Origin of the sequence: Haemophilus sp. UMB1048 (assembly GCF_030218125.1) — a bacterium.
In the GTDB taxonomy this organism is placed as follows: Bacteria; Pseudomonadota; Gammaproteobacteria; order Enterobacterales; family Pasteurellaceae; genus Haemophilus_D.
The window spans coordinates 51,637-76,899 of the sequence record NZ_JASOPB010000004.1 but is presented as its reverse complement, the minus strand read 5'-3'; the positions used below and the strand labels follow the sequence as shown (position 1 = coordinate 76,899).

Genomic DNA, 25,263 nt, shown 5'->3' with positions numbered 1-25,263 from the left:
GTTTAAGTGTTTAACTTTTTGTCTAGCAAGTATAGGTTTTACGATAGAAGTAATGTGTTATTTTAAGTTGATTTTAATTTTCTACATCCACACTCAGTACTTCATCTTCTGTTTTTAATAGCGTATAGACATCTTTTAGCATTTCATTATCAATGTTGTAGCATCGCACTTGCAAGCGAACTTCGCCACTTGCTTGGTCTTTGACTGAGATATTTTCAATGCGGTAATCATGTTTCAGTAATAAATCCGTCACTTTACTGATGCCATTCGCAGAACTTAGTTGAATAGCCAAGCGAGTACGCTTTTTATAGGTTTTACGACGAACATAACGTTGCACAATCGGGCTGATACGGATAGCGATTAAAATCATTAAAGTGGCAATAATGGCATCAAAAATAAAGCCTGCACCTGTTGCCACACCGATAGCCGCCGCAGCCCAAATAATGGCAGCTGTGGTTAAGCCTGAAATGGCATCATTTTTCTTATGTAAAATCACACCCGCACCTAAGAAACCAATGCCACTGATTACCTGTGCGGCAAGTCGCATAGGGTCAGTTCGAATATTATCTGAAACTTGCGCGTAATGTTCTGCAGCTTGAATAGATACAATCGTCAGCACACAAGTTGTCACCGCAATAATGGCACAGGTTTTAACGCCAACCGGTTTGTGTTTAAGTTCACGCTCTAAGCCAATAATCCCGCCAAGTACAAGTGCGAGTAGCATTTTCCCTAGGATAAGTAAATAAGCCGTCTGTTCAAGAGCGGTCGAAAAAAGAGAAGAATTTTCCATGTTAATAATGAATATAAGTAAATAAAAAAACGGGCGTTATTCTACCTGAAAAAAGGACTTTAATGGGCAAATTTACAATCAATTTACCTTTAATTTATCGCCTTTCTGCTTGAAATTGAGTAAAATCTAAAGTTTTGAAAGATGATGATAGCTGAGAATAAATTTATGCAAAAATCAACGCCGAATATTGGCTTTGTAAGTTTAGGTTGCCCTAAAAATTTAGTGGATTCCGAACGTATTCTGACTGAATTACGTGCTGACGGGTATAACATTGTGCCAAGTTATGAAAATGTGGACTTGGTCATTGTGAATACTTGCGGCTTTATTGATAGTGCCGTGCAGGAATCCCTAGAAGCTATTGGAGAGGCGTTGGAAGAAAACGGACGCGTGATTGTGACCGGCTGTTTAGGGGCGAAAGAAGATCAAATTCGCCAAGTTCATCCAAAAGTATTGGAAGTGAGCGGTCCGCACAGTTATGAAACAGTCATGGCACAAGTACATAAATATGTACCAAAACCAGAGCATAATCCATACACCAGCCTTGTACCAAAACAAGGGGTGAAATTAACACCAAAACACTATGCTTATTTGAAAATCTCAGAAGGCTGTGATCATCGTTGTACATTCTGTATAATCCCTTCATTACGTGGGGATTTAGAAAGCCGTTCTATTACACAAGTATTGGATGAAGCAAAACGCCTTGCTGATGCGGGCGTGAAGGAGTTATTGGTCGTTTCACAAGATACTTCAGCTTATGCGATGGATACACAACGCAAAGAAGGTGGGGTGAAAACTGCTTTCTGGAATGGTATGCCAATTAAAAATGACTTAATGACCTTGTGTAAACAACTTGGTAAATTAGGCATTTGGGTACGTTTACACTACGTTTATCCTTATCCTCATGTAGATGATTTAATTCCATTAATGGCGGAAGGTTTATTGTTACCTTATTTGGATATTCCATTGCAACACGCGAGTCCAAAAATTTTAAAAGCGATGAAAAGACCAGGAAAAATTGACCGCACTTTAGAGCGTATCAAGCAATGGCGTGAGATTTGTCCTGATTTAACCTTGCGTTCAACTTTCATTGTAGGTTTCCCAGGTGAAACAGAAGAAGATTTCCAAATGTTATTGGATTTCTTAAAAGAAGCACAACTTGATCGCGTGGGCTGTTTCAAATTTAGTCCAGTTGAAGGAGCTCCCGCAACTGAAATGGCAGACCAAGTGCCTGAAGATGTAAAAGAAGAACGTTTCCACCGCTTTATGCAGTTACAACAAGACATTTCGGCAGAACGATTAAAACAAAAAATTGGCCAAACGCTTGATGTAATTGTGGATGAAATTAATGACGAAGGTATTATCGGCCGTACAAAAGCTGATGCACCAGAAGTTGATGGCTTAGTTTATATTGAAAATCTAAGTGGCTCGCCTATGAAAGTAGGCGAGTTTATTAAAGTAACCATTACCCATTCAGATGAATATGATCTGTGGGGAACTTGTTAATTATTAATTTTATTTATTTTTTATCAAAGGAATTTAGAAATGGCAGAAACACAAAAACAACCAAGTGTTATCCGTTTTGAACAAGAAGTAGCGGCAAAAAATTATGAAGCAGCTTGCGTGGAATTGCTGGATATTTTAAGCAAAATAGATAGTAATTTTGGCGGTGTAGAAGGCATTGAAATTGATTATCCTAATCAATTAAATGATGAATTAGTACAAGATAAAGTTGAGCATTTTTGTACCCGTGTAGCGGTAGCAATAAGTGAGTTATTTTCTGATCCTCAATTAGATATTTCTGAAGGCGGGGCTCAACGTTTCTTTACCTTACAACGTTGGATTAATATGATTTTTGCATCATCGCCATTTGTGAATGCTGATCATGTTTTGCAAGCTTATAACCGCAATCCAGATAAAACCAATTTATCCGATTTCCATTTAGATAATACGAGATCATCATTAATTAAATTCTGTATTTTCTACCTGCCAGAATCTAATGTGAATGTTAATCTTGATGCTTTATGGAATTTAGATCCAGAGTTATGCGCATCGCTTTGTTTTGCATTGCAATCACCACGTTTTATCGGTACAGAACAATCGTTTTCTAAGCGTGGTACGCTTTTACAATGGTTCTCTGAAAAATTATCAACGATTGAAAACTTAAATAATGTACCAAGTGCAATTTCACATGATGTGTATATGCATTGCAGCTACGATATTGCTGAAAATAAACACTGGGTGAAAAAAGCATTAAACCAAGTTATTCGTCGTCATTTATTGCAAGGTGGATGGGTAGATCGCGATGTCACGAAATTAGGTGAACGTGATGGAAAACCAGTTATGGTCATATTATTGGAGCATTTCCATTCATCTCATTCAATTTACCGTACGCATTCTACTTCAATGATTGCTGCGCGTGAGCGTTTTCATTTAATTGGTGTAGGTAATGAAGCTGTAGATGAAGCGGGCCAAGCGGTGTTTGATGAATTCCATTTATTAAAAGGCGATAATATTTTTAGTAAATTGAATGAATTAAAAGAGATTTGTGAGAAAAATGGTGCAGCCGTTCTTTATATGCCAAGTATTGGGATGGATTTAACCACCATTTTTGCAAGTAACACGCGTCTTGCACCGGTTCAAGTGATTGCTTTAGGCCACCCTGCTACGACACATTCTGATTTTATTGAATATGTGATTGTAGAAGATGATTATGTGGGGTCTGAAAAATGCTTCAGTGAGCAATTATTGCGTTTACCAAAAGATGCTCTTCCTTATGTACCTTCAGCGCTTGCACCGCAACACGTAGAGTATCGTTTACGTGAAAATCCTGAAGTCGTAAATATTGGTATTGCTTCTACTACAATGAAGCTTAACCCATATTTCTTGGCGGCATTAAAAGCTATTCGTGATCGTGCGAATGTCAAAGTTCATTTCCACTTTGCTTTAGGTCAATCTAGTGGTGTGACGCATCCTTATGTTGAGCGTTTTATTAAATCTTATTTAGGTAATGATGCGACAGCTCATCCACATGCACCTTATGATCAATATCTCCGTATTTTGCATAACTGCGATATGATGGTAAACCCATTCCCATTCGGTAACACGAATGGCATTATTGATATGGTGACATTAGGTTTAGTGGGCGTATGTAAAACCGGTGCAGAAGTCCATGAACATATTGATGAAGGGTTATTTAAACGTTTAGGTTTACCGGAATGGTTAATCGCAAATACGGTAGATGAATATGTTGAACGTGCAATTCGTTTAGCTGAAAATCATCAAGAGCGTTTAGAACTTCGCCGTCATATCATTGAAAATAACGGCTTACAAACCTTATTTACAGGTGATCCAAGCCCAATGGGTAAAGTTTTACTTGAAAAATTTGAGGAATGGAAAGCGGCAAATTTAGCTGAAAAGCCAAAGAAAAAAGCGACTAAATCCGCAACAACAAAAGAGAAGGCTACAAAGTTTACTACGACAAAGAAAAGTGCGGTCAAATCTGAAGGTAAATCTGAGCCGAAAAAAACGGTAAAGAAAACCACGAAAAAAGCAGATAAATAATCAATAAATCCCCGAAAGGGGATTTTTTATTGAGAAAAATTAAACAAAGTCTCATTTTTTTTAAAAAAACTTGATTTTGTAGCATAAAGCCTGTAATTAATAGACCCATTCAACACAACATAAAATAAGGAAAAACTCATGAAAAACGTCGGTTTTATCGGTTGGCGCGGAATGGTCGGTTCCGTATTAATGGATCGTATGGTGCAAGAGCAAGATTTTGCCAATATTAATCCAGTTTTCTTCACCACCTCTCAAGCAGGTCAAAAAGCCCCTGTATTCGCAGGAAAAGAGGCGGGTGAACTTAAAAGTGCATTCGACATTGAAGAACTTAAAAAATTAGACATTATCGTGACCTGCCAAGGTGGCGACTATACCAATGAAGTTTATCCAAAATTAAAAGCAACAGGTTGGGATGGTTATTGGGTTGATGCAGCATCTGCACTACGTATGAAAGATGATGCAATTATCGTGCTTGATCCAGTAAACCAACACGTGATTTCTGAAGGCTTGAAAAAAGGCATTAAAACTTTCGTGGGTGGTAACTGTACCGTGAGCTTAATGTTGATGGCTATCGGTGGTTTATTTGAAAAAGATTTAGTGGAATGGGTATCTGTCGCAACTTACCAAGCGGCTTCAGGTGCAGGCGCAAAAAATATGCGTGAATTACTTTCACAAATGGGTTTATTAGAACAAGCGGTTTCAAGTGAATTAAAAGACCCTGCTTCGTCAATTTTAGATATTGAACGTAAAGTGACGGCAGAAATGCGTTCTGATAGTTTCCCAACGGATAACTTCGGTGCGGCATTAGGTGGTAGCTTAATACCTTGGATTGACAAACTTCTCCCAGAAACAGGACAAACTAAAGAAGAATGGAAAGGCTATGCAGAAACCAACAAAATCTTAGGTTTAAGCGACAATCCAATTCCTGTGGATGGTTTATGCGTACGTATCGGTGCATTACGTTGCCACAGCCAAGCATTCACTATCAAACTGAAAAAAGACTTACCATTAGAAGAAATTGAACAAATTTTAGCGTCTCACAACGAATGGGTGAAAGTGATTCCAAATGACAAAGAAACCACATTACGTGAATTAACTCCAGCTAAAGTAACAGGTACATTAAGTGTACCGGTTGGTCGTTTACGTAAATTGGCAATGGGTCCGGAATACTTAGCGGCATTCACTGTAGGTGACCAATTATTATGGGGTGCTGCAGAGCCAGTTCGCCGTATCTTAAAACAATTGGTGGCATAAGTTTTACTTTCACTACAAAGGGCGTATTTACTACGCCCTTTTCATTACTAAAAAAGATAATATGCTACGATCTGTCTTTGTTTTTATTACAATTTCTTTAATGACACTTGTTTTGCAATATTGGTTTGTCTCACGCCTTGGTTATCCTGAAACCTTTGCAACAACATGCCAAAATTACACGGGTGAATTTTTGTATGAAGCGCGTTGTGAATATACGTTTAATATATTATTTACAACGATAACTGTTGCGTTTTTAGCATTGTTTCCTTTTATTTTTTCTCAGAAATTATCTTACTTTATTATCGGTTGTTTGTGGCTTGGGCTTTTATGGCTATTGGGTTCAGTTTTTATCACCTTTGATAGTACTGATTTAGGAAATACACTTGAGCTCTCAAGCTTATTTCACTATGCTTGGATCGAATTAAAAATACCTTATATCATCATATCTGTTATTACTATCCCTACACTATTTTTTGTTAAAAAATTATGATCAGAGAACCTCATTTTCATCAATTTGCTCTTGCAGAGTTATTGCCTTTTTTTGAGCAATTTCCGACGCAATATCTTTCTGGTGAACGAAATATCAAATTAGCTTATCGTCATTTGGTTCAGCCTGAAAGTGCGGTCAGAAAATTGATGATTTTGGTGAATGGTCGAGCAGAAAATATGCTGAAATGGACTGAGTTGGCTTATGATTTTTATCAACAAGGTTATGATGTATTGCTTTTCGATCACCGAGGACAAGGTTATTCACAGCGTATTATTCCTCAAAAAGGGCATTTAGATGAGTTTCGTTTTTATACCGATGATATGGCAAAAATCATTGAAAAAACGACCGCACTTTATGCTTATCAAGCACAATATATTCTCGCACATTCCCTCGGCGCTTTAATTTCCACCTATTATCTGGCCAATTACGATCATCATATTAAAAAGGCCGTACTTTCTTCGCCTTTCTTTGGCGTTCCCATGAAACATCCGTTACGAGATGAAGTCATCATTGCAACGATGATGGCATTTGGTCAAGGTCATCGTTATGTTTTTGGCAAAGGACATTACAAACCGGCAGATTTAAACCTTAATGAACTTAGCCATTCTAAAACACGAATGAAATGGATGAACCGAGTTAATCGAAAACGCGCTGCTATTCACTTAGGTGGCCCGACTTTCCGTTGGGTACATTTGTGTTTAAATGCAATAAAAGCGCTCCCTAAAATCATTCCAAGAGTGGAAACACCCGTGCTTATTTTACAAGCGGAAAAGGAAAAAATTGTAGATAACAAAAATCTTGAAAAATTGACTGCACTTTTTCCGCATGCAGAATCCATGCTTGTACCTCAAGCAAAACATGAAATTCTTTTTGAAAAGGATAACGTAAGAAAAGCCGTGCTTGAACGCGTGAATCAATTTCTTCATTTTTAAATTTTACTAATTAGATTAAATAAAAAACATTATATATTGATTTATATAATGTTTTTTTATTTTTATCTCATGAGTGTTTAACCTTTTATTGAGCAAGATCATAGTTTCTTTCTCACTATATCCCTACAATCCATAATACTTATTTATAGTTATGTTTTTTTGTCGTTTGTATCGTTGGAGTGTCTATGTCAAAAATGAAGAAAATCGTCACCACACTTTGCTTGGCTGGTGTCGGCGCTGTGGCATTGTGGGGAACGCAGTGGGTTATGCATAAAACAAGTTCACCGGAGTTTTGTGTCAGTTGTCATTCAATGAGCTATCCAAAAGAAGAATGGGAAAGTTCTAGCCATTTTTCCAATGCTAAAGGCATTCGCGCCGAGTGTGCCGACTGCCACGTTCCGTCAGAGGGCTGGCATTATGTCAAAGCCAAATTCATTGCGCTGAAAGATTTGTGGTATGAAATGCAAGGCAAATTGGATAGCAAAGAAAAATTCGAAGCACATCGTGCCGAATTAGCCAAACTCGTGTGGGACGAGATGAAGGCGACCGATTCAGAGACCTGCCGTAGTTGCCACAGTTTTGATGCCATGGAATTTTCGCAACAGTCCAAATCAGCCAAACAAATGCACTCGGATGCCCAAACGAATAATCAAACCTGTATCGACTGTCATAAAGGCATCGTCCATTTCCTGCCGGAAGTTCAAGAAGAACAAGCTGCCACTGCTTCCGCAACCCAATCACACCAACTTGATAACAATGCAACATTGTATGCGACTGAAATGGTAAAAGCACAAGGTAAAAAAGGCGGTGAAATACGCCTAATGCCACTTGCCGAACTCACGCAATGGCAGGCTCAAGGCGAACAAATTCACGGCACGTTACACGGTTGGCAACAAACCGGTGCGGAATCCGTGTTGTATTTAGATTTAGGTAAACGTATTACCGTTGCTTTGGTAGATGAAGATGCTCGCAATCATGCACAAGTGTTGCAAAGCAAACATGATGATGTGACCAATTCCGAATGGAAGGAAGTCAATTTTGCCGTTCAGGTTACAAAAGAAAAAATGTCTTCAGATCTGACCGCACTTGAGCAATACGGCAATCAGTTAAACCAAACCCATTGTAGCGGTTGTCACGCAGCAATCGGTGCGGATCATTACACAGCAAACCAGTGGATAGGTGTCGTCAATTCCATGAAAGACCGCACCTCCATGACCAAAGACGAGGTTCGTGCCCTCACCATTTATTTACAACGTCATGCTAAAGATATGAACGGAAACTAATCATGTTAAGTGAAATTCCGTTCTCTCTCAACATGACTTTAATGACGACAAAGCGAGGCAAAAATGAAAAACAACAACATTAATCAAAACCGCCGTGACTTTTTGAAAAAAACCTCTCTCGGCGTGGCGGGAGCATCACTCTCCGGTGGTGTGGTTGGTTCGGTGATTGCACCTAATGCGGCAGCGGCTGAAAGCAGTATGCAAACGGTAGTGACCGCCGCACACTGGGGTCCACTTGGTGTTGTCGTGCAAGACGGCAAAGTGGTGAAATCTGGCCCTGCCATTGAACCTGCTGTACCGAACGAATTACAAACAGTTGTTGCCGATCAGCTATACAGCGAAACTCGCGTGAAATATCCAATGGTGCGTAAAGGCTTTTTAGCTAATCCAGGAAAAAGTGATACCACAATGCGTGGTCGTGATGAATGGGTGCGAGTTTCTTGGGATGAAGCGTTAGATTTAGTACACAATCAGCTTAAACGAGTTCGTGACGAACATGGTCCAACAGGCGTTTTTGCCGGTTCTTATGGTTGGTTTAGCTGTGGTTCATTACATGCTTCTCGTACGTTATTACAGCGCTATATGAACGCTACCGGTGGTTTTGTGGGACACAAAGGGGATTACTCTACGGGTGCTGCGCAAGTAATCATGCCGCATGTGCTTGGTACTATTGAAGTCTATGAACAACAAACCAGCTGGGAATCTGTGTTAGAAAACAGCGATATTATTGTGCTTTGGTCTGCAAACCCACTCACAACCATGCGTATTGCTTGGATGTCCACCGACCAAAAAGGGATTGAATATTTCAAAAAATTCCAAGCGAGTGGTAAACGCATTATTTGTATCGACCCACAAAAAAGTGAAACTTGCCAAATGCTGAACGCAGAATGGATTCCTGTGAATACAGCAACGGATGTGCCGTTAATGCTTGGTATTGCGCATACTTTAGTTGAACAAGGTAAGCACGATAAAGATTTCTTGAAAAAATACACGTCGGGTTATGCTAAATTCGAGGAATATTTATTAGGTAAAACTGATGGTCAACCAAAAACAGCAGAATGGGCAGCGAAAATTTGTGGTGTACCGGCAGAAACGATTAAACAGCTTGCAGCAGATTTTTCTAGCAAACGTACCATGTTAATGGGTGGTTGGGGTATGCAACGCCAACGCCATGGTGAACAAACCCATTGGATGTTAGTCACTCTAGCGTCTATGTTAGGACAAATTGGCTTGCCAGGTGGTGGTTTCGGTTTAAGTTATCACTATTCAAATGGTGGGGTGCCAACAGCGACAGGTGGTATTATCGGCTCTATTACCGCAAGTCCATCAGGCAAAGCGGGAGCAAAAACATGGTTAGATGATACCTCTAAATCCGCTTTCCCATTGGCGCGTATTTCAGATGTGTTGCTCAATCCAGGCAAAAAAATTCAGTATAACGGTACTGAAATTACTTACCCAAATATCAAAGCAGTATATTGGGCAGGCGGTAACCCATTTGTTCACCATCAAGATACCAATACTTTAGTGAAAGCTTTCCAACAACCGGAAGTGGTGATTGTGAATGAAGTGAACTGGACACCAACTGCGCGCATGGCAGATATTGTCTTGCCGGCAACCACCAGTTATGAACGTAATGACTTAACCATGGCAGGCGACTACTCCATGATGAGCGTTTACCCGATGAAACAAGTGGTTCCGCCACAATTTGAAGCGAAAAATGACTATGATATTTTCGTTGAACTTGCTAAACGAGCAGGTGTGGAAGAACAATACACCGAAGGTAAAACGGAAATGGAATGGCTGGAAGAATTCTACAATGCAGCCTTTACTGCCGCACGTGCAAACCGTGTTGCAATGCCTCGTTTTGATAAATTCTGGGCAGAAAATAAACCGTTAAGCTTTGAAGCGGGTGAAGTCGCGAAGAAATGGGTACGTTATGGTGAATTCCGTGAAGATCCATTACTCAATCCTCTTGGCACGCCGTCAGGCAAAATTGAGATTTTCTCTGATGTTATCGAGAAAATGCATTATAACGACTGTAAAGGTCACCCAAGTTGGATGGAGCCAGAAGAATTTGCGGGTAATGTGACAGAAGAATATCCTTTAGCTTTAGTGACACCGCACCCTTACTATCGTTTACACAGCCAATTGGCACATACTTCATTACGTCAAAAATATGCGGTAAATGATCGTGAGCCAGTGATGATTCACCCTGAAGATGCTGCTGCTCGCGGTATTAAAGACGGTGATATTGTTCGCATTCATAGCAAACGCGGTCAAGTGCTTGCAGGTGCGGTTATCACAGAAAACATCATCAAAGGTACTGTCGCTCTCCATGAAGGCGCGTGGTATGACCCAATGGACTTAGGTGAAAGTGAAAAACCATTGTGTAAAAATGGTTGCCCGAACGTATTAACACGCGATGAAGGCACATCAAAACTTGCACAAGGTAACTCACCGAATACCTGTATTGTTCAGGTTGAAAAATTTACCAGTAATGCACCTGAAGTGACGGTATTCAAACAGCCTAAACACGCTGTGTAAAACCAATAAAAAACGACCGCACTTTGATTTTATCCATTCAGGTGCGGTCTTTTTTCAATAAGTTTTTCTGTACTTTGTTTTTTTTCACCTATCAAATCAATTTTCTCTACCTTTCCTTCTGACCACCAAAATGTGATCTGTCTCCCAGTTTTAAGTCTTGTCTTGTACTAAAATCAACCCATAGTCCTCTTTTACGGACAAAATATTAAAGACCTGGTGGTGTAAAAAGATCAGGTATTACTTTGATTCACAACGTAGAAAAAAGGAGAAAACAGATGATAAAAGATCTTAATGTCTTTGATAAACACTATGGTTTATTGATCAACGGCGAATGGACAAATGGCTCTGAGGGTAATACCTTAACAGCATATAACCCTGCAAATGGTGAAGCCTTAGCCACCTTTATTGACGCTACGGATGCAGATGTCGATGCTGCAGTGAATGCTGCGAAAGAGGCCTTTAAAACCTGGAAAAATACCAGCGCAACGGAACGAGCTACAATTTTGAATAAAATTGCAGATATTATTGACGAAAATACCGAATTATTCGCTTTACAAGAAACGTTGGATAACGGTAAACCGATTCGCGAAACACGCGCAGCAGATATTCCGTTGGCATCAGATCATTTCCGTTATTTTGCCAGTGTTATTCGCGCCGAAGAAGGTGTCGCAAACCAACTGGATAGCGAAGATTTGTCGTTGATTTTACGCGAGCCTATTGGCGTTGTTGGTCAAATTATTCCATGGAACTTTCCGTTCTTAATGGCTGCATGGAAAATAGCACCGGCATTGGCAGCAGGTTGTACCGTCGTGATTCACCCATCTTCCACTACTTCATTGAGCTTACTTTCCTTAGCTCAAAAAATTAATCATTTATTACCGAAAGGTGTCTTCAATGTTATTACTGGTAAGGGTTCTAAATCTGGCGAATACATGTTGCACCATACTGGATTTAACAAACTGGCATTCACCGGTTCCACCGAAATCGGTAGAAAAATTGGTGTGGCTGCTGCTGAAATGTTGATTCCATCCACCTTGGAATTAGGTGGTAAATCAGCCAATATTTTCTTTGACGATATGCCATTTGATAAAGCATTGGAGGGCGCACAAAAAGGAATTCTCTTCAACCAAGGGCAAGTGTGTTGTGCCGGTTCACGTATTTTCGTACAAGAAAGCGTTTACGATAAATTTATCGCGGCACTAAAAGAAGAATTTAAGAAAGTTAAAGTCGGCTTACCTTGGGAAGATGACACGCAAATGGGGGCGCAAGTAAACGGAAATCAAGTTAAGGTTATTAGCAAGTATGTTGATATTGCTAAAGAAGAAGGGTGTCAAATCGTCGTTGGTGGAGGTAAATCAACCGACCCGGCATTGGCTCGAGGCGAATTTTTCCAACCAACCTTAATTTTAGCGCCTGATAACAAAAAACGCGTGGCACAAGAAGAGATTTTTGGTCCGGTTGCTGTGGTAATCAAATTCAAGGATGAAGCAGATGTAATTAAAATGGCAAATGACAGTGATTATGGCCTAGGTGGTGCGGTGTGGACATATAACATTAACCGTGCGCTACGAGTTGCACGAGCACTTGAAACCGGTCGTGTTTGGGTGAACTGTTATAACCGTTTACCAGCTGGAGCTCCTTTCGGTGGTTATAAAACCTCTGGTATAGGTCGTGAAACCCATAAAATGATGCTTGACGCTTATACACAGGTGAAAAATATCTTCATCAGCACCCGTGAAGAGCGCGAAGGCATGTATTAATCATTCACTTTCTAACCTAAAAAAACGACCGCACTTTGATTTGTATCTCAAAAGTGCGGTTATTTTTTTACCTATATCAAATTATGATTAGATTCTATTAAAAAACGCGCCTTAAATCTTTACTCATACCAAATAAGTGGTATCTTTATGATTACTATTTAATCGATTGTGTCACGGTCGTTATGTGTGATGCGTTATTTTTATTATTTATCTAGGAGTTATCCTATGGAAAGTAAAATTCCAGCAGTAGAAGTCAAACTAGGCTTTAAATGGCAAGGGCTGTTGATTGCCGTCATCGTTGGTTTAGGGATTTGGTTAATCCCAACGCCAGAAGGCTTATCCGCAAAAGCATGGGGAATGCTAGCACTGTTTGTGGCAACCATTGTGGCTATTATCGCTAAAGCAATGCCTATGGGTGCTGCAACGCTAGTTGCCTTAGTGATTAGTGGCTTGACTGGGCTTACGCCAATTTCGCCAAAACAAGGTGATGTCGGCATGTTATCCGGTTTTGCAAACGGCACAATTTGGTTGATTGCTATTGCTATGTTTTTATCTCGCGCGGTGATTAAAACCGGTTTAGGTAAACGTATCGCGCTGTACTTCGTTGGTCGTTTTGGTAAAAAAATGATGGGTGTGGCCTATGGTATGGCGTTGGCTGATGTTGTTATCGGTCCTGGTATTCCTTCAGCTTCTGCGCGTGGGGGCGGTATTATGTACCCTATTATGCAATCTATTGCTGATGCATATGAGTCCAAACCTGGTCCAACTGCTCGTCGTGCAGGTGCTTTCTTAGCGATTGCTGTCTCTCAAATCGATACCATTATTTGTACCATGTTCTTAACCGCCATGGCGGGTAACCCGTTAATTGCAGAACTCGCGAAAAGCCAAGGTGTGGAAATCACTTGGATGACATGGTTCTTAGGGGCGATTGTACCGGGTATTGTGAGCTTGATCGTCTTGCCTTATTTCGTGTATTTAATTTATCCGCCAGAATTAAAAGATACGCCTAAAATGGCAGAAATGGCACGTGAAGAATTAAAAAGCATGGGCCCAATGAGCAAAGCGGAATGGATTCTTGCCCTAGACTTTATTCTTCTTTTATTCCTTTGGACGGTGGGTGATTTAGTCTTCCATATCCCTGCAACGATTTCCGCATTTATTGGTTTGGTGATTTTGTTATTAACCAATATTATGAGCTGGAAAAATATCGTAGCAGAAACCACCGCATGGGATACGATGTTCTGGTTTGCAGTATTGGTCATGATGGCAAATGCACTTAATAAATACGGTGCAATCACTTGGATTTCCACCCACATTTCTTCATCTGTGGGCGATTTCAGCTGGCCAGTTGCCTTTACTATTTTAGTGTTGGTGTATTTCTATACCCGCTATTTCTTTGCTTCAGCCATGGCACATATTTCCGCAATGTATCTTGCTTTCGTGGCAGCGGCTATCGCTGTGGGTACACCGCCAATCATTGCTGCAATTGGTTTAGGTTATACCTCAACATTATCCATGAGTTTAACGCAATATGCAGGTGGTCCTGGTCCAGCACTATACGGCTCAGGTTATAACTCAACCGGTCAATGGTGGGGCGTGAGCTTTATTGTTTCCATCCTTTCATTAGTCATTTGGTTTGGTGTGGGTGGATTATGGATGAAACTACTAGGCTGGTGGTAATCCCTATTAATTCATAAAATCCCTAAAAAAATGACCGCACTTGATATGTATCTCAAAAGTGCGGTCATTTTTATCTGTATTTTGGCTTAATCATCATCCCAGTCATCATCCCAATCACGGTGTTTTCTGTGGTGATGATGGTGTTTTTTATGTTTTTTATGATGGCGATATTCTCTGTCATCATAGTCTCCGCCTTTGTTCACTTGACTACCGATTACGCCACCTAATGCTGCACCGCCGAGTGTTGTGGCAATATCACCACCTAATAAACCACCGGCTACGCCACCGATTGCTGCACCTGTTGCAGTATGACGTTGTTGTCTGTCCATTTCACAAGCGGTTAAGCTTCCTGCTAATGCAACAATCACTAACCCTTTCATCAATTTAGATTTCATAAATCTACTCCTCTATTTTTGTCGGGATTGCAGCCTAAGCTCTTATGCAATCCGGCGTGTAAAAGCATTCCTTTTACGATTGCTTTGACTATGAGGAAAATTAGTAAGTTCAAACGGCTCGTTCAATTGGTTTAAGAATGAACAATTTTTGGTATGATTGTTGAGAGGTTTAATTGGTGATTCAGTCAGATGTTGTAAAATCTATTTTCACTAATTGAAGTTAAGTCTCAAGTAATAAAATAATGAGTAAGAAAATGAAAAAAATATACTAATACCTTTATTTACACTACTGACTTCTTGTACTTCAGATGTCAATGATCCCATAGTTAGGTTTTGGAATGGAGATTATTCTGTGAGGAATAATGCCGCTGAGCTTGATAAAGAAAGAAGAGTTTTTTATGAAAATGAACCTCAAGAAACAAAGTTATTGAGGGTTAAAAATGAACAATACTGCAATAAAATAAATAAACCATTGTTTTATGAGAAAAAACATAAATATGGTGATACTTATAGAGTTAATATGAGTGATATTTTTGTTCATTGTATGAGAGTAAATGGAACGCCGTTATATAAAGATTTTCCTGAAAAGTATGAATGGCTTACTGATGAGGATGTAAGAGTAAAATAACAAGGTGGGGAATTAGATCTTTGAATTAATGTTTTGATTTGAGACTGAATTTTTGATCAAAACACACCTTCATTGGCCAATAAACCACTATCTAAGAATGAACAGAAATAATGAAAAAAAATGATTTCATTGAGATTATAAAAATGTCAATATTTTTGATTTTTATGGCAGCTTTATATTCTCTATATAAGTTTAACTTTGATTTTTCTAAAGTTAAAATTTTATCTATATTAAAGTGGTATCCAGCATCATTTATTTTTGTATTAGTTGGCTTTTATCTTAGTCGTTTTCTAAAAAATAGTAGGTAGAAAACTAGACAGGGTATATGAATGATGAAAGTAATATTGGGAGATGAAAACATGAGTAAGATAAATCTCTGTATCTTTTTACTTTGTAGTATTTTGACAGCATGTGTTTCTTCTGATAGCTATTTTGTTCGATTTTGGAATGGGGATGTTATATCTGACATGACTCCAGAGGAGGAGAAAAAATTTGATCTATGCTATGAGAAAACTAAAAATTTACCAAGAGGAACAGCTGAGGAAAGGGGAAAAGCAAGTCTTGCTACATTAAAATGTATGGATGATAAAAAGTAAGATAAAAGTATGCTATCAAAAGTTATAGTCTTATTAAGGTTAAGTATTAGTCTTTTTTATAACAAATTAGAATTTTCTTAGCATACTACTTGAAATAGAATAACAAAAAGTGCGGTCAATTTTTGAGAGGTTTTAAAACTCTTTGAAATTGACCGCACTTTTTGTATTTTTGATGCTCCTTTTGCCGAAATATGCCCTCTCATATCAATTCCGCCTGCAACACCATTCCTATGCCCGCTTGTTCTGTTGAGAAAACGGAATAGTTCCTCCAGACTTGTTTAATTGCTCTAAGAAGCAGTATGCTTATGATATTTTGATATAAAATTATCAAATAAAGATATTTTTATATAAATTTGATAAAATTTTATTGATTTGTGACTTTGATCACAGTATTGCAGAAAAAAATTCAGTACTATGCTTGCAACTCGATGATAGATGTTTTTAATAGCGGGTTAATAATCATTTAGACTTTAAACCTAATCATAATAGGAGATTTATTATGGCATACTACCCAGCAGAACCGTTCCGTATTAAAAGTGTTGAACCAGTTTCAATCCTACCAAAAGCAGAACGTGAAAAAGCAATGAAAGAAGCAGGTTTCAATACCTTCTTACTTGATTCAGAAGATGTTTACATTGACCTTTTAACTGATAGCGGCACTAACGCGATGAGTGACCGTCAATGGGCTGGTATTATGATGGGTGATGAAGCTTATGCAGGTAGCCGCAACTTCTATCATTTACAAGAAACTGTTCAAGATTTATTTGGCTTCAAACATATTGTGCCAACTCACCAAGGACGTGGTGCAGAAAACATTCTTTCTCGTATCGCGATTAAACCAGGTCAATACGTACCAGGTAATATGTATTTCACCACTACACGTTTCCACCAAGAAGCAAATGGCGGTATTTTCTACGATATCATTCGTGATGAAGCGCATGATGCAACATTAGATATCCCATTCAAAGGTAATATTGATGTTAAAAAATTAGAAAATTTAATTAATGAAAAAGGTGCTGAAAATATTGCTTATGTGTGCTTAGCGGTAACTGTAAACTTAGCAGGTGGTCAACCGGTTTCTATCGCAAACATGAAAGCCGTTCGTGAATTAACAGCTAAACACGGCATTAAAGTATTCTATGATGCAACACGTTGTATTGAAAACGCATACTTTATTAAAGAGCAAGAAGAAGGTTATCAAGATCGCTCAATCAAATCTATCGTTCAAGAAATGTTCAGCTACGCAGATGGCTGTACAATGAGTGGTAAAAAAGACTGCTTAACCAATATCGGTGGTTTCTTATGTATGAATGATGAAGAATTGTTCATGAAATCTAAAGAGTTGGTTGTAGTATTCGAAGGTATGCCATCTTACGGTGGTATGGCTGGTCGCGATATGGAAGCGATGGCAATTGGTTTGAAAGAAGCAACTCAAGAAGAATACATTGAACACCGTGTTAAACAAGTACGTTACCTCGGTGAAAAATTAAAAGCAGCAGGCGTACCGATTGTTGAGCCAATTGGTGGTCACGCAGTGTTCTTAGATGCTCGTCGTTTCTGTCCACACTTGAAACAAGAAGAAGACTTCCCAGCACAAGCATTAGCAGCAGCAATTTATGTTGAGTGCGGTGTACGTACAATGGAACGTGGTATTATTTCAGCTGGTCGTGATATCAAAACTGGCGAAAACCACCATCCAAAACTTGAGACAGTACGTCTTACTATCCCACGTCGTGTTTACACCTATGCACACATGGATTTAGTTGCTGATGGTATTATCCACTTATTCAAACATAAAGAGGATATTAAAGGGCTTCGTTTCGTGTATGAACCAAAACAATTACGTTTCTTCACTGCACGCTTTGAACAAAAATAGGCCTACTAGCCCTTACTTCGGAAACGAGGTAAGGGCTTTTTGTATCTAAAACATTTGGTTAATGAGAAAAATGCGAAAACATTCTAATGACATTGTAGTTTGTTGTATTGTCAAGTAAGGAAGTGACTAGCCTTTCTACGATAATCGGAAAGGAGAAAACTCATGAATAAAACATTGGGAAGTACCTTAATTACCTCAGGGACGATGATTGGCGCAGGGATGCTTGCTATGCCTCTCACATCTGCTGGAATAGGTTTTACGTTTACAGTCGTTCTACTTATTCTTTTATGGATCCTACTCACTTATAGCGCATTATTATTTGTTGAGGTTTATCAAACCGCTGAACATGATGCCGGCATTGGTACACTTGCTGCACAATATTTTGGTCGACCAGGACGAATTGTCGCAACCAGCGTATTAATGATTTTCCTTTATGCATTGCTTTCCGCCTATGTGACCGGTGGTGGTGCAATTCTTGCTTCAACTTTACCTGATTTTGCTGCTCCTGATTTGAAAATGAAAGGTTCTATCCTTGCATTTACAATCTTATTTGGTGTTTTCGTGGCAATTGGTACAAGCTTTGTGGATGCGCTAAATCGCTTCTTGTTTATTGCGATGATTGCCGCTTTATTTATCGTGCTTGGATTGATGATCCCCGAAATTAAAATCGACAACTTAATGGCCATGCCAATTGATAAAGCCTTATTGATTTCAGCTAGCCCAGTTTTCTTTACCGCTTTTGGTTTCCATGGTTCGATTCCTTGCTTAAATAAATACTTAGAAGGTGATGTAAAAGCCTTAAGATTTTCGATTATTGTGGGCTCTGCAATCACATTAGTGGGTTATGTCTTATGGCAATTTTCAACTCATGGTGTATTAAGCCAAACTCGCTTCTTAGAAATCCTTAATCAAGATCCAACATTAAATGGATTGATTGAAGCGGTTCGTGTGATTACAGGCAGTACCATTATTGCGGCTGTCGTGAAAATCTTCTCTGCCTTAGCACTGATTACCTCATTCTTAGGGGTGGCACTCGGTTTATTAGAATGTATTGACGACTTGTTAAAACGTGTATTCAATTTTTCGGCAAACCGTTTAAGTTTAGGTTTCTTAACTTTCCTTCCTCCATTGCTCTTTGCATTCTTCTACCCAGAAGGCTTCATCCTTGCATTAGGTTATGCAGGACAAATGTTTGCTTTCTATGCAGTGGTATTGCCGGCAGCATTAGTCTGGAAAGCTCGCCATCAACATCCAAACTTACCTTATCGTGTGCCTGGTGGTTCAGGGGTTCTACTCTTTGTCTCAATTTTAGGGACGATTATTGTGTGTATCCCATTCCTAATTAAATTAGGTGTATTGCCTCCAGTAGTGGGTTAATAACACGCTTAAAATAAAAAGTGCGGTTAAAAATCACTGTGTTTTTAACCGCACTTTTTGTTGATATAAGAGCATGAAGAATGGATTAGATATTGTTGCTTTTATCTAAATAAGATTTATTTTTTAATAATTTTCCTTCTTTACTAAAAAACAACTCAATATAAAAATCACGTCTATTACCTAAGTAACCTTCACCTTTTTTATAGAGTGCAAATAGTTTATTATCTGTTTCTTCTAAAATTTCAAATTGGTTCGAAATTAAATCGCTTATTTCTTTCTTATCCATTCCTGAATAAAGGTATTTGGAGACAATATGACTAACATCCGCACGTTGACTTGTAATGTCAGTAATACGGGTTTTAAAAACCTCATCTAGCATTAAGTTTAAATCTGTTGCATTACTTTTTCTGTCTGAAATTGAAGATTGAATTCCAGAATGATTCTCATGGCCACTCGCTTCGCAGCCAATTGAAACTAGGGAAAGTAGAGCAAGGGATATTGTGAGTAATTTTTTCATGTTAAGTACCTTTTATATTTCTTGGGTTTCAGTTTTCAGTATCTTCTACAATTTGATATTCAAGACCTAACGAATCTATTCCTTTTTTAGGTGAAATAACAATATGATAAATGCGTTTTGCTCGACCACTTCCTGAGCTATGTCCAGTAAGTTTCGTTCTAATATATCCTGAATACTCGCAAATTTCTTTTCCTGCTTCACAAGTCATGCCCATTTGGGAAACTGTTTTTTTGATGTTATCAGCACGATTATCACCATCTAAATTGGCATAAATTAATTTGCTTAGCGCTTCTTTTTCCGGCTCATTAGGAAATCTTTTCGTAATATATTCTTTAATTTCCCCTTGAGGTAAATTATCGTAATTAACAGTCATTCTGGGAAAACCTAAATCACAAGCTGTTAAAAGAAGAGATAACCCTAAAATAATGGTGCCTTTTTGCATCTTAAAATACCTTTAATTGATAGTAATTTAAGGCATTATAGCAATAAAAATCTATTTTCCGATAAGAAATCATTCTGTTATTTTGGGTAATTGCAGAGGAAAATTATCTTGTTCTAAATAATATGAAAAGAACACAAAGAATGCGATAGGTAGGGTGTGAAACGTTGCTTCATACACATTTTTAGCATAATTAGGCAGTTATTCTAACGCTATACTTTCTTTTTGATTGCTTTGAGATAACGATATACGCTAGGTTCTGAGATTTTCAAATATTTGGCGACCATTGGAATGGCACCTTTGATATTAAAAATCCCTTTATCAAATAAGACTTGAACGGCGTTTTCCCGCTGTCTTAAACTGAGTGGTTTATCGGAATGTAATAGGGTGAAATCAAGGTATTCACAAAGGATATCTTCGATGGAGTTCTCGAGTTTTTCTTTATTAATAATCTCAGCCTCTTCCACTTCAGCAAAGGCTGCATCAATACCTAAAATATTGACGAAGTTTCCAAGGTTTTCCAGCGAAATCAATTTGGTCATCACATCAACCAACTCAGAGGTATCATGATTAATACAAAGGATACCTTCTAATTTATCCCCATTTTTAATGAAATAAGTTGCACCTCGAATGACCTTTTCGGAATCTGCCACCGCTTTGTAGTTAAAGATAAAATCTTTATCTAAATACACTTTATCCTGCAACAAACTAGAACCAAAAGAACTAAGTGGCGAGGAAAGTGTTCTCCCACTGACGTGGCTATTCGCAATGGCTTCCATATGAGCCTTCTTTTTATCAAAAGAATGAAATACGACTTCGTATTTAGGGCCTAGAACACTTCCCAAAAAATGGGTTAGACCAATAAAATATTTCTTTTGTACATTGTTCATATCGAGCCAATCTCATTAATTACCATTTGCTTGTTGTGGCTATTTTATAGCACTTATTTTTTATAGCAAATACATTGTAAAAAACGGCAGATTATCTATGGTGTTTTGCTTTAGGTGAATCTTATAATGTTATACTCTTTCAATATTTTTGTTCGTGTGCGGTTCTCGTATCTTATGTTACAGGTTTATTATTGGCAGCGGCAGGTATGCCAATAATCCCGGCGATAGCGTTAGGTGTGATAACTGATAGGCATAAAGATAATGGAGAGTATGATGTAGTTAAAACTACAGGAGGAAATATAGTTGGTAGCGTTTTAGATAGTAAGTTGGGTAATAAACCATATTCACCAATTGTTCGCGAGTCCTTTATTAATTTATTTGAAAAAGTATATGAGCGAATTCAAAAAGGGAATGAATAATGACAAAAAAAGAGCTTATCTCCATCTTTCAGGTATCTTTTTATATTATAACAATGGTCTATGTCCTTATTTTATACAAGTTTAACTTTGAATTCTCTAAGGTTAATATTTTAATTATATTAAAATGGTATCCTGTGAGTCTTTTTATTGCATTGGTAGTGTTTTATCTAAAGAAATCAGAGTGAATTATGGAATGTACTCAATAGTGGTTTAATGATTTAAGAAGATATTAAAGTGCGGTCAATTTTCAAAGAGTTTTAAAACCTCTCAAAAACTGACCGCACTTTTGTATTTTCAACGATATTTATGTTAAGCAAATCTTATAATTTCACATCTAACTTCGCGTAAGCTCGCTCTACTTTTTCCAATGCTTTTTCTACGGAAATATCACGAGCGAGTAAGACACCTAAACGGCGATGGCCATTGACTTCGCCTTTGCCGAAAATGCGAATATTGGTGTTCGGTTCAGCTAACACTTCGGCGATATTGCCAAATTGCACGTTTTTCGATTGACCTTCGACCACAATCGCTTTGGAAGCGGATGGGCTAATAAGAGTGATTTCTGGAATCGGTAGGCCTAAAATCGCACGGGCGTGTAAGGCGAATTCGGATAGTTCTTGAGAAATCAGCGTGACCATACCGGTATCATGTGGGCGGGGGGAGACTTCATTGAAGATCACCTCATCACCACATACAAACATTTCCACGCCGAAAATGCCACGACCACCTAATGCGGTGGTGATTTTCTCTGCCACGTCTTGGGCTTTTTTCAAGGCTGCATCAGACATGGCTTGTGGCTGCCAAGATTCGCGATAGTCGCCATCTTCTTGACGATGGCCGATTGGCGCTAAGAAGCTGGTGCCGTTGATGTGGCGAACGGTGAGCAAGGTGATTTCATAATCGAATTTAACAAACCCTTCTACAATCACGCGTCCAGCGCCTGCGCGACCACCTTGTTGAGCGTAATCCCAGGCTTTTTGTAAGTCATCTTTGGATTTCAAAATACTTTGACCGTGGCCAGAAGAAGACATAATTGGTTTCACCACGCAAGGAATACCGATTTTTTCAACCGCACTTTGGAAGTCAGCAAAGTTATCGACAAATTGATAAGGCGAAGTTGGCAATTTAAGCTCTTCAGCGGCTAAACGGCGAATGCCTTCGCGATTCATCGTAAGCTTGGTGGCTTTGGCGGTAGGTACAACATTAAAACCTGCTTGTTCTAATTCCACTAGCGTATCAGTCGCGATGGCTTCCACTTCCGGCACAATGTAATCTGGGCGCTCTTTTTCCACTAAGGCTTTGAGTGCGGCACCATCTAGCATGGAAATCGTATAAGCACGATGTGCCACTTGTTGTGCTGGGGCGTTTTCATAACGATCGACGGCAATCACTTCCACGCCTAAACGTTGTAATTCAATCACCACCTCTTTGCCCAGTTCACCAGAGCCAAGCATCATCACTTTAATAGCATTCGGGGTTAATGCTGTACCTAAGGTTGTCATGTTGTGTCCTTATTTTAAGAAAGATTCATCAAGTGCTAAATCGTCATTTTTATTAATCCCCACACCGCGAGCAATCACATTTTTAGCAATATCATGTGCTTCTTCTAAAGAATGCTCGGTGTAAGTTCCGCATTGGTATTCGTTTAATTCAGGAATTTGGTTTTGATCTTGCACGGTTAAAATATCTTTCATGGAAGCTAACCATGCATCAGCCACTTGTTGCTCGTTTGGTGTGCCAATTAATGACATGTAAAAACCTGTGCGACAGCCCATTGGGGAAATATCGATGATTTCCACATTGTCATTGTTTAAATGGTCACGCATGAAGCCCGCAAATAAATGCTCAAGGGTGTGAATCCCTTTTGGTGGGAGAATTTCTTTGTTTGGAATGCAAAAACGAAGATCAAAAACAGTGATGTCATCGCCCTTTGGGGTGCGCATCGTTTTGGCAATACGCACGGCAGGTGCGTTCATACGGGTGTGATCCACTTTAAAACTGTCGAGTAATGGCATATTTATTTCCTTGAAAATCAGTGATTTGTAAATTAATTGCAAGTTTTTGTAAATTTTTTTACATTTTTTTACAATTTCTTTGAACTTTTCTTTTTAGCGTCGGTCTTATAGAACAAGCAACTTGCAGTTGTTTTAATAAAATTGGTTCCTTAGGTTATTTGCCCCTTACTTGATAAGGGGCGTTTTTTTATCTATTGAATAGTAATTCCTCTTTATTCTAGCCCACAACCACGTTATGCACAAAGGCTATTCTCGGCTATGACACGAAAGGTAAACTGAAAAAGAGCAGGGCAATATAACGTAGTCCTTTTCCAATCGTCATAAAAATCAAACAACTTAGCCAATTCAATCGAAGCCAACCGGCTACCGCACAAAATACATCCCCGATAATAGGCAACCAGCTCAATAATAAAGTAATGGCACCATAGCGTTGTATTTTGTTTATCGCCCATAAAGTGCGGTCATTTTTGCTGTCAATTTTCGGAAACCATCGCCCAATCCAGTAAGTGGTGAGGCTGCCAAGTGTATTGCCTGAGGTTGCTATAAAAACAAGCCAAAAAATATCCGCACTTAATAATGACCCAACCAATACTTTTGGCGCAGCAAGGGAGACAAACACAATTTCTGAATTACCTGGCAAGATGGTGGCACTTAAGAAGGCGCTGAAAAACATCAGCCATAAGCCATGGGTTTGCCAGAAATCAGCCCAAAAGCTGAAAGAGAAAATGTCCCACATTAGGCTCTAATAATCTCGCGTGTTCTGACATCAAACACATCCATCCCCGCACTTAATCCCGCTTTTACGCCGAGATCGGCATCTTCAAAGACGATGCAGCGTGACGGTTCAGCTTTTGCCAGTTCTGCGCAGCGTAAAAAGGTTTCTGGATGTGGTTTGTGTTCTTTCACATCATCAGCGCTGACAATGGCGTTAAAGTAATGTTTGATATCTAATTTTTGCATCAACATATCAATGATTTGGCGGTTCGAACCAGAGCCAAGCGCAATTGGCTTTTGTTGATAGTAATGACGCACCACTTCAAAGGTCGGGAGTAATTTTGATTCGGTTGGAATCAATTCATAGGAAAGTTTGCGTTTCGCTTGTATGACTTCATTTAAACGTTCTTGTGGCATACCGGCATCTTGCATAATGGCTGAGGCGATAGTGCTCACGGTTGCGCCACCTAAATCATACATAATTTGGCTGTTAAAACGATAACCGAATTGTTCCCCTACTAGGTTCCATGCGCGTGCATGCACTGGCATGGTGTCGATTAAGGTGCCATCCATATCAAAAATCAAGCCATCATATTTTTCAAAAAGTCTGTTATCTATCATTTATTGCTTTCCTAGTTCGTAAATTTTTTCACTTTGTTTCAATTTTGTGATCTGTGCACTGGTAATTTTATGAAATAGCGGTAAAGTTATCCTATCTTAAAAAGGAATGTTATGTCGTTACTCAAACAATTAACCCGTTGGAAAATTCGCGGTCAGATTGATCAGGAAGTTATTGATATTATTCTGACTTTGCAAAGTCGCCTAGAGCACCATTGGCGCATTGATGTGTCTATTCCGACCGTCATCACACTCTTATTGCATATTGCCAACAGTCTTGCCCGCTTAAAACGAGGCGGTTGCGTTTCCCCACTTCATCAACCTTTTTATGATGAAATGCAAAGTGCGGCCATTTTCCCTGATGTTTTGGAAATACACCACGATTTGCTTTCTTTTATTCCGCAAGAAATTCCCGAAGCCGAGCAGAGCTATTATTTAGCCAATATTTATAGCTTGCTATTGGAGCAAGATAAAAAATAAGGGCA

24 protein-coding genes are annotated in these 25,263 nt (G+C 38.9%); 15 read left to right on the top strand and 9 right to left on the bottom strand.

Annotated elements, in window-relative coordinates:
• Positions 1-73: 73 nt before the first annotated feature.
• The gene (locus QP437_RS04705; RefSeq protein ID WP_049364256.1) at positions 74-790 is read right to left on the bottom strand and encodes an MgtC/SapB family protein; all 717 of its coding nucleotides are present in this window, start codon (positions 788-790) and stop codon (positions 74-76) included.
• Positions 791-955: 165 nt separating this feature from the next.
• Here QP437_RS04705 and rimO point away from each other — a divergent pair, with 165 nt between their 5' ends.
• The 9 genes from rimO to QP437_RS04660 all read left to right on the top strand — a co-directional run bounded on the left by rimO (position 956) and on the right by QP437_RS04660 (position 14,294).
• Positions 956-2,293 carry a 30S ribosomal protein S12 methylthiotransferase RimO gene (gene rimO / locus QP437_RS04700; RefSeq protein ID WP_285267126.1) on the top strand — a complete coding sequence of 446 codons (1,338 nt, stop codon included), beginning with the start codon at positions 956-958 and terminating at the stop codon, positions 2,291-2,293.
• Positions 2,294-2,332: 39 nt separating this feature from the next.
• The gene (locus QP437_RS04695) at positions 2,333-4,351 is read left to right on the top strand and encodes an adhesin (RefSeq protein WP_285267125.1); all 2,019 of its coding nucleotides are present in this window, start codon (positions 2,333-2,335) and stop codon (positions 4,349-4,351) included.
• Positions 4,352-4,489: 138 nt separating this feature from the next.
• Positions 4,490-5,605 carry an aspartate-semialdehyde dehydrogenase gene (gene asd / locus QP437_RS04690; protein ID WP_070775149.1) on the top strand — a complete coding sequence of 372 codons (1,116 nt, stop codon included), beginning with the start codon at positions 4,490-4,492 and terminating at the stop codon, positions 5,603-5,605.
• 61 nt (positions 5,606-5,666) lie between these two features.
• Entirely contained in the window at positions 5,667-6,095 is a 429-nt protein-coding gene (locus QP437_RS04685) for a hypothetical protein (RefSeq protein ID WP_285267124.1), read from the top strand.
• Positions 6,092-7,027, top strand: a complete 936-nt coding sequence (locus QP437_RS04680) for an alpha/beta fold hydrolase (RefSeq protein WP_285267123.1) — start codon at positions 6,092-6,094, stop codon at positions 7,025-7,027. Before QP437_RS04685 ends, QP437_RS04680 begins: the two co-directional genes overlap by 4 nt.
• Positions 7,028-7,212: 185 nt before the next feature.
• Positions 7,213-8,310 (top strand): NapC/NirT family cytochrome c, encoded by a 1,098-nt coding sequence (locus tag QP437_RS04675; RefSeq protein ID WP_285267122.1) that lies wholly within the window; start codon positions 7,213-7,215, stop codon positions 8,308-8,310.
• Between the two features lie 63 nt (positions 8,311-8,373).
• Entirely contained in the window at positions 8,374-10,854 is a 2,481-nt protein-coding gene (gene torA, locus QP437_RS04670; protein ID WP_285267121.1) for a trimethylamine-N-oxide reductase TorA, read from the top strand.
• A 278-nt stretch (positions 10,855-11,132) separates the two neighbouring features.
• Positions 11,133-12,614, top strand: a complete 1,482-nt coding sequence (locus QP437_RS04665; protein WP_197547491.1) for an aldehyde dehydrogenase family protein — start codon at positions 11,133-11,135, stop codon at positions 12,612-12,614.
• Between the two features lie 225 nt (positions 12,615-12,839).
• The gene (locus QP437_RS04660) at positions 12,840-14,294 is read left to right on the top strand and encodes a DASS family sodium-coupled anion symporter (RefSeq protein ID WP_197545052.1); all 1,455 of its coding nucleotides are present in this window, start codon (positions 12,840-12,842) and stop codon (positions 14,292-14,294) included.
• Positions 14,295-14,380: 86 nt separating this feature from the next.
• Here QP437_RS04660 and QP437_RS04655 read toward each other — a convergent pair whose 3' ends face one another.
• Positions 14,381-14,689 carry a hypothetical protein gene (locus tag QP437_RS04655; protein ID WP_285267120.1) on the bottom strand — a complete coding sequence of 103 codons (309 nt, stop codon included), beginning with the start codon at positions 14,687-14,689 and terminating at the stop codon, positions 14,381-14,383.
• 352 nt (positions 14,690-15,041) lie between these two features.
• On the opposite strand from QP437_RS04655, the gene QP437_RS04650 reads away from it, so the two are divergent.
• The 4 genes from QP437_RS04650 (at position 15,042) to QP437_RS04635 (ending at position 19,166) form a co-directional block, all read left to right on the top strand.
• Positions 15,042-15,317, top strand: a complete 276-nt coding sequence (locus tag QP437_RS04650) for a hypothetical protein (RefSeq protein ID WP_285267119.1) — start codon at positions 15,042-15,044, stop codon at positions 15,315-15,317.
• Positions 15,318-15,646: 329 nt separating this feature from the next.
• Complete coding sequence (locus QP437_RS04645) at positions 15,647-15,913, top strand: hypothetical protein (RefSeq protein ID WP_285267118.1); 267 nt, start codon at positions 15,647-15,649, stop codon at positions 15,911-15,913.
• Positions 15,914-16,412: 499 nt separating this feature from the next.
• Entirely contained in the window at positions 16,413-17,789 is a 1,377-nt protein-coding gene (locus tag QP437_RS04640) for a tyrosine phenol-lyase (RefSeq protein WP_285267117.1), read from the top strand.
• A 162-nt stretch (positions 17,790-17,951) separates the two neighbouring features.
• Entirely contained in the window at positions 17,952-19,166 is a 1,215-nt protein-coding gene (locus QP437_RS04635) for an aromatic amino acid transporter (protein ID WP_285267116.1), read from the top strand.
• An 85-nt stretch (positions 19,167-19,251) separates the two neighbouring features.
• Here the strand turns inward: QP437_RS04635 and QP437_RS04630 are convergent, their stop codons facing one another.
• The 3 genes from QP437_RS04630 to QP437_RS04620 all read right to left on the bottom strand — a co-directional run bounded on the left by QP437_RS04630 (position 19,252) and on the right by QP437_RS04620 (position 21,012).
• A complete protein-coding gene (locus QP437_RS04630; protein WP_285267115.1) occupies positions 19,252-19,683 on the bottom strand; it encodes a hypothetical protein in 432 nt (143 codons plus the stop codon).
• A gap of 28 nt (positions 19,684-19,711) precedes the next feature.
• Entirely contained in the window at positions 19,712-20,125 is a 414-nt protein-coding gene (locus tag QP437_RS04625; protein WP_285267114.1) for a hypothetical protein, read from the bottom strand.
• Between the two features lie 209 nt (positions 20,126-20,334).
• Positions 20,335-21,012, bottom strand: a complete 678-nt coding sequence (locus tag QP437_RS04620) for a transcriptional regulator (protein WP_285267113.1) — start codon at positions 21,010-21,012, stop codon at positions 20,335-20,337.
• A gap of 191 nt (positions 21,013-21,203) precedes the next feature.
• On the opposite strand from QP437_RS04620, the gene QP437_RS04615 reads away from it, so the two are divergent.
• Positions 21,204-21,431 (top strand): hypothetical protein, encoded by a 228-nt coding sequence (locus QP437_RS04615; protein WP_285267112.1) that lies wholly within the window; start codon positions 21,204-21,206, stop codon positions 21,429-21,431.
• 320 nt (positions 21,432-21,751) lie between these two features.
• Here QP437_RS04615 and purT read toward each other — a convergent pair whose 3' ends face one another.
• From purT to QP437_RS04595, 4 genes are all read right to left on the bottom strand, one after another.
• Positions 21,752-22,933: a formate-dependent phosphoribosylglycinamide formyltransferase gene (gene purT, locus QP437_RS04610; protein ID WP_285267111.1), complete on the bottom strand. Its 1,182-nt coding sequence runs from the start codon at positions 22,931-22,933 to the stop codon at positions 21,752-21,754.
• 9 nt (positions 22,934-22,942) lie between these two features.
• Positions 22,943-23,446, bottom strand: coding sequence for an S-ribosylhomocysteine lyase (gene luxS / locus QP437_RS04605; RefSeq protein WP_285267110.1), 504 nt, complete (start codon positions 23,444-23,446; stop codon positions 22,943-22,945).
• Between the two features lie 256 nt (positions 23,447-23,702).
• Positions 23,703-24,182, bottom strand: coding sequence for a YqaA family protein (locus tag QP437_RS04600; RefSeq protein WP_285267109.1), 480 nt, complete (start codon positions 24,180-24,182; stop codon positions 23,703-23,705).
• The gene (locus tag QP437_RS04595) at positions 24,182-24,781 is read right to left on the bottom strand and encodes a beta-phosphoglucomutase family hydrolase (RefSeq protein ID WP_285267108.1); all 600 of its coding nucleotides are present in this window, start codon (positions 24,779-24,781) and stop codon (positions 24,182-24,184) included. Before QP437_RS04595 ends, QP437_RS04600 begins: the two co-directional genes overlap by 1 nt.
• Positions 24,782-24,892: 111 nt before the next feature.
• On the opposite strand from QP437_RS04595, the gene QP437_RS04590 reads away from it, so the two are divergent.
• A complete protein-coding gene (locus tag QP437_RS04590; RefSeq protein WP_285267107.1) occupies positions 24,893-25,258 on the top strand; it encodes a PRD domain-containing protein in 366 nt (121 codons plus the stop codon).
• The last annotated feature ends 5 nt before the right edge of the window (positions 25,259-25,263 follow it).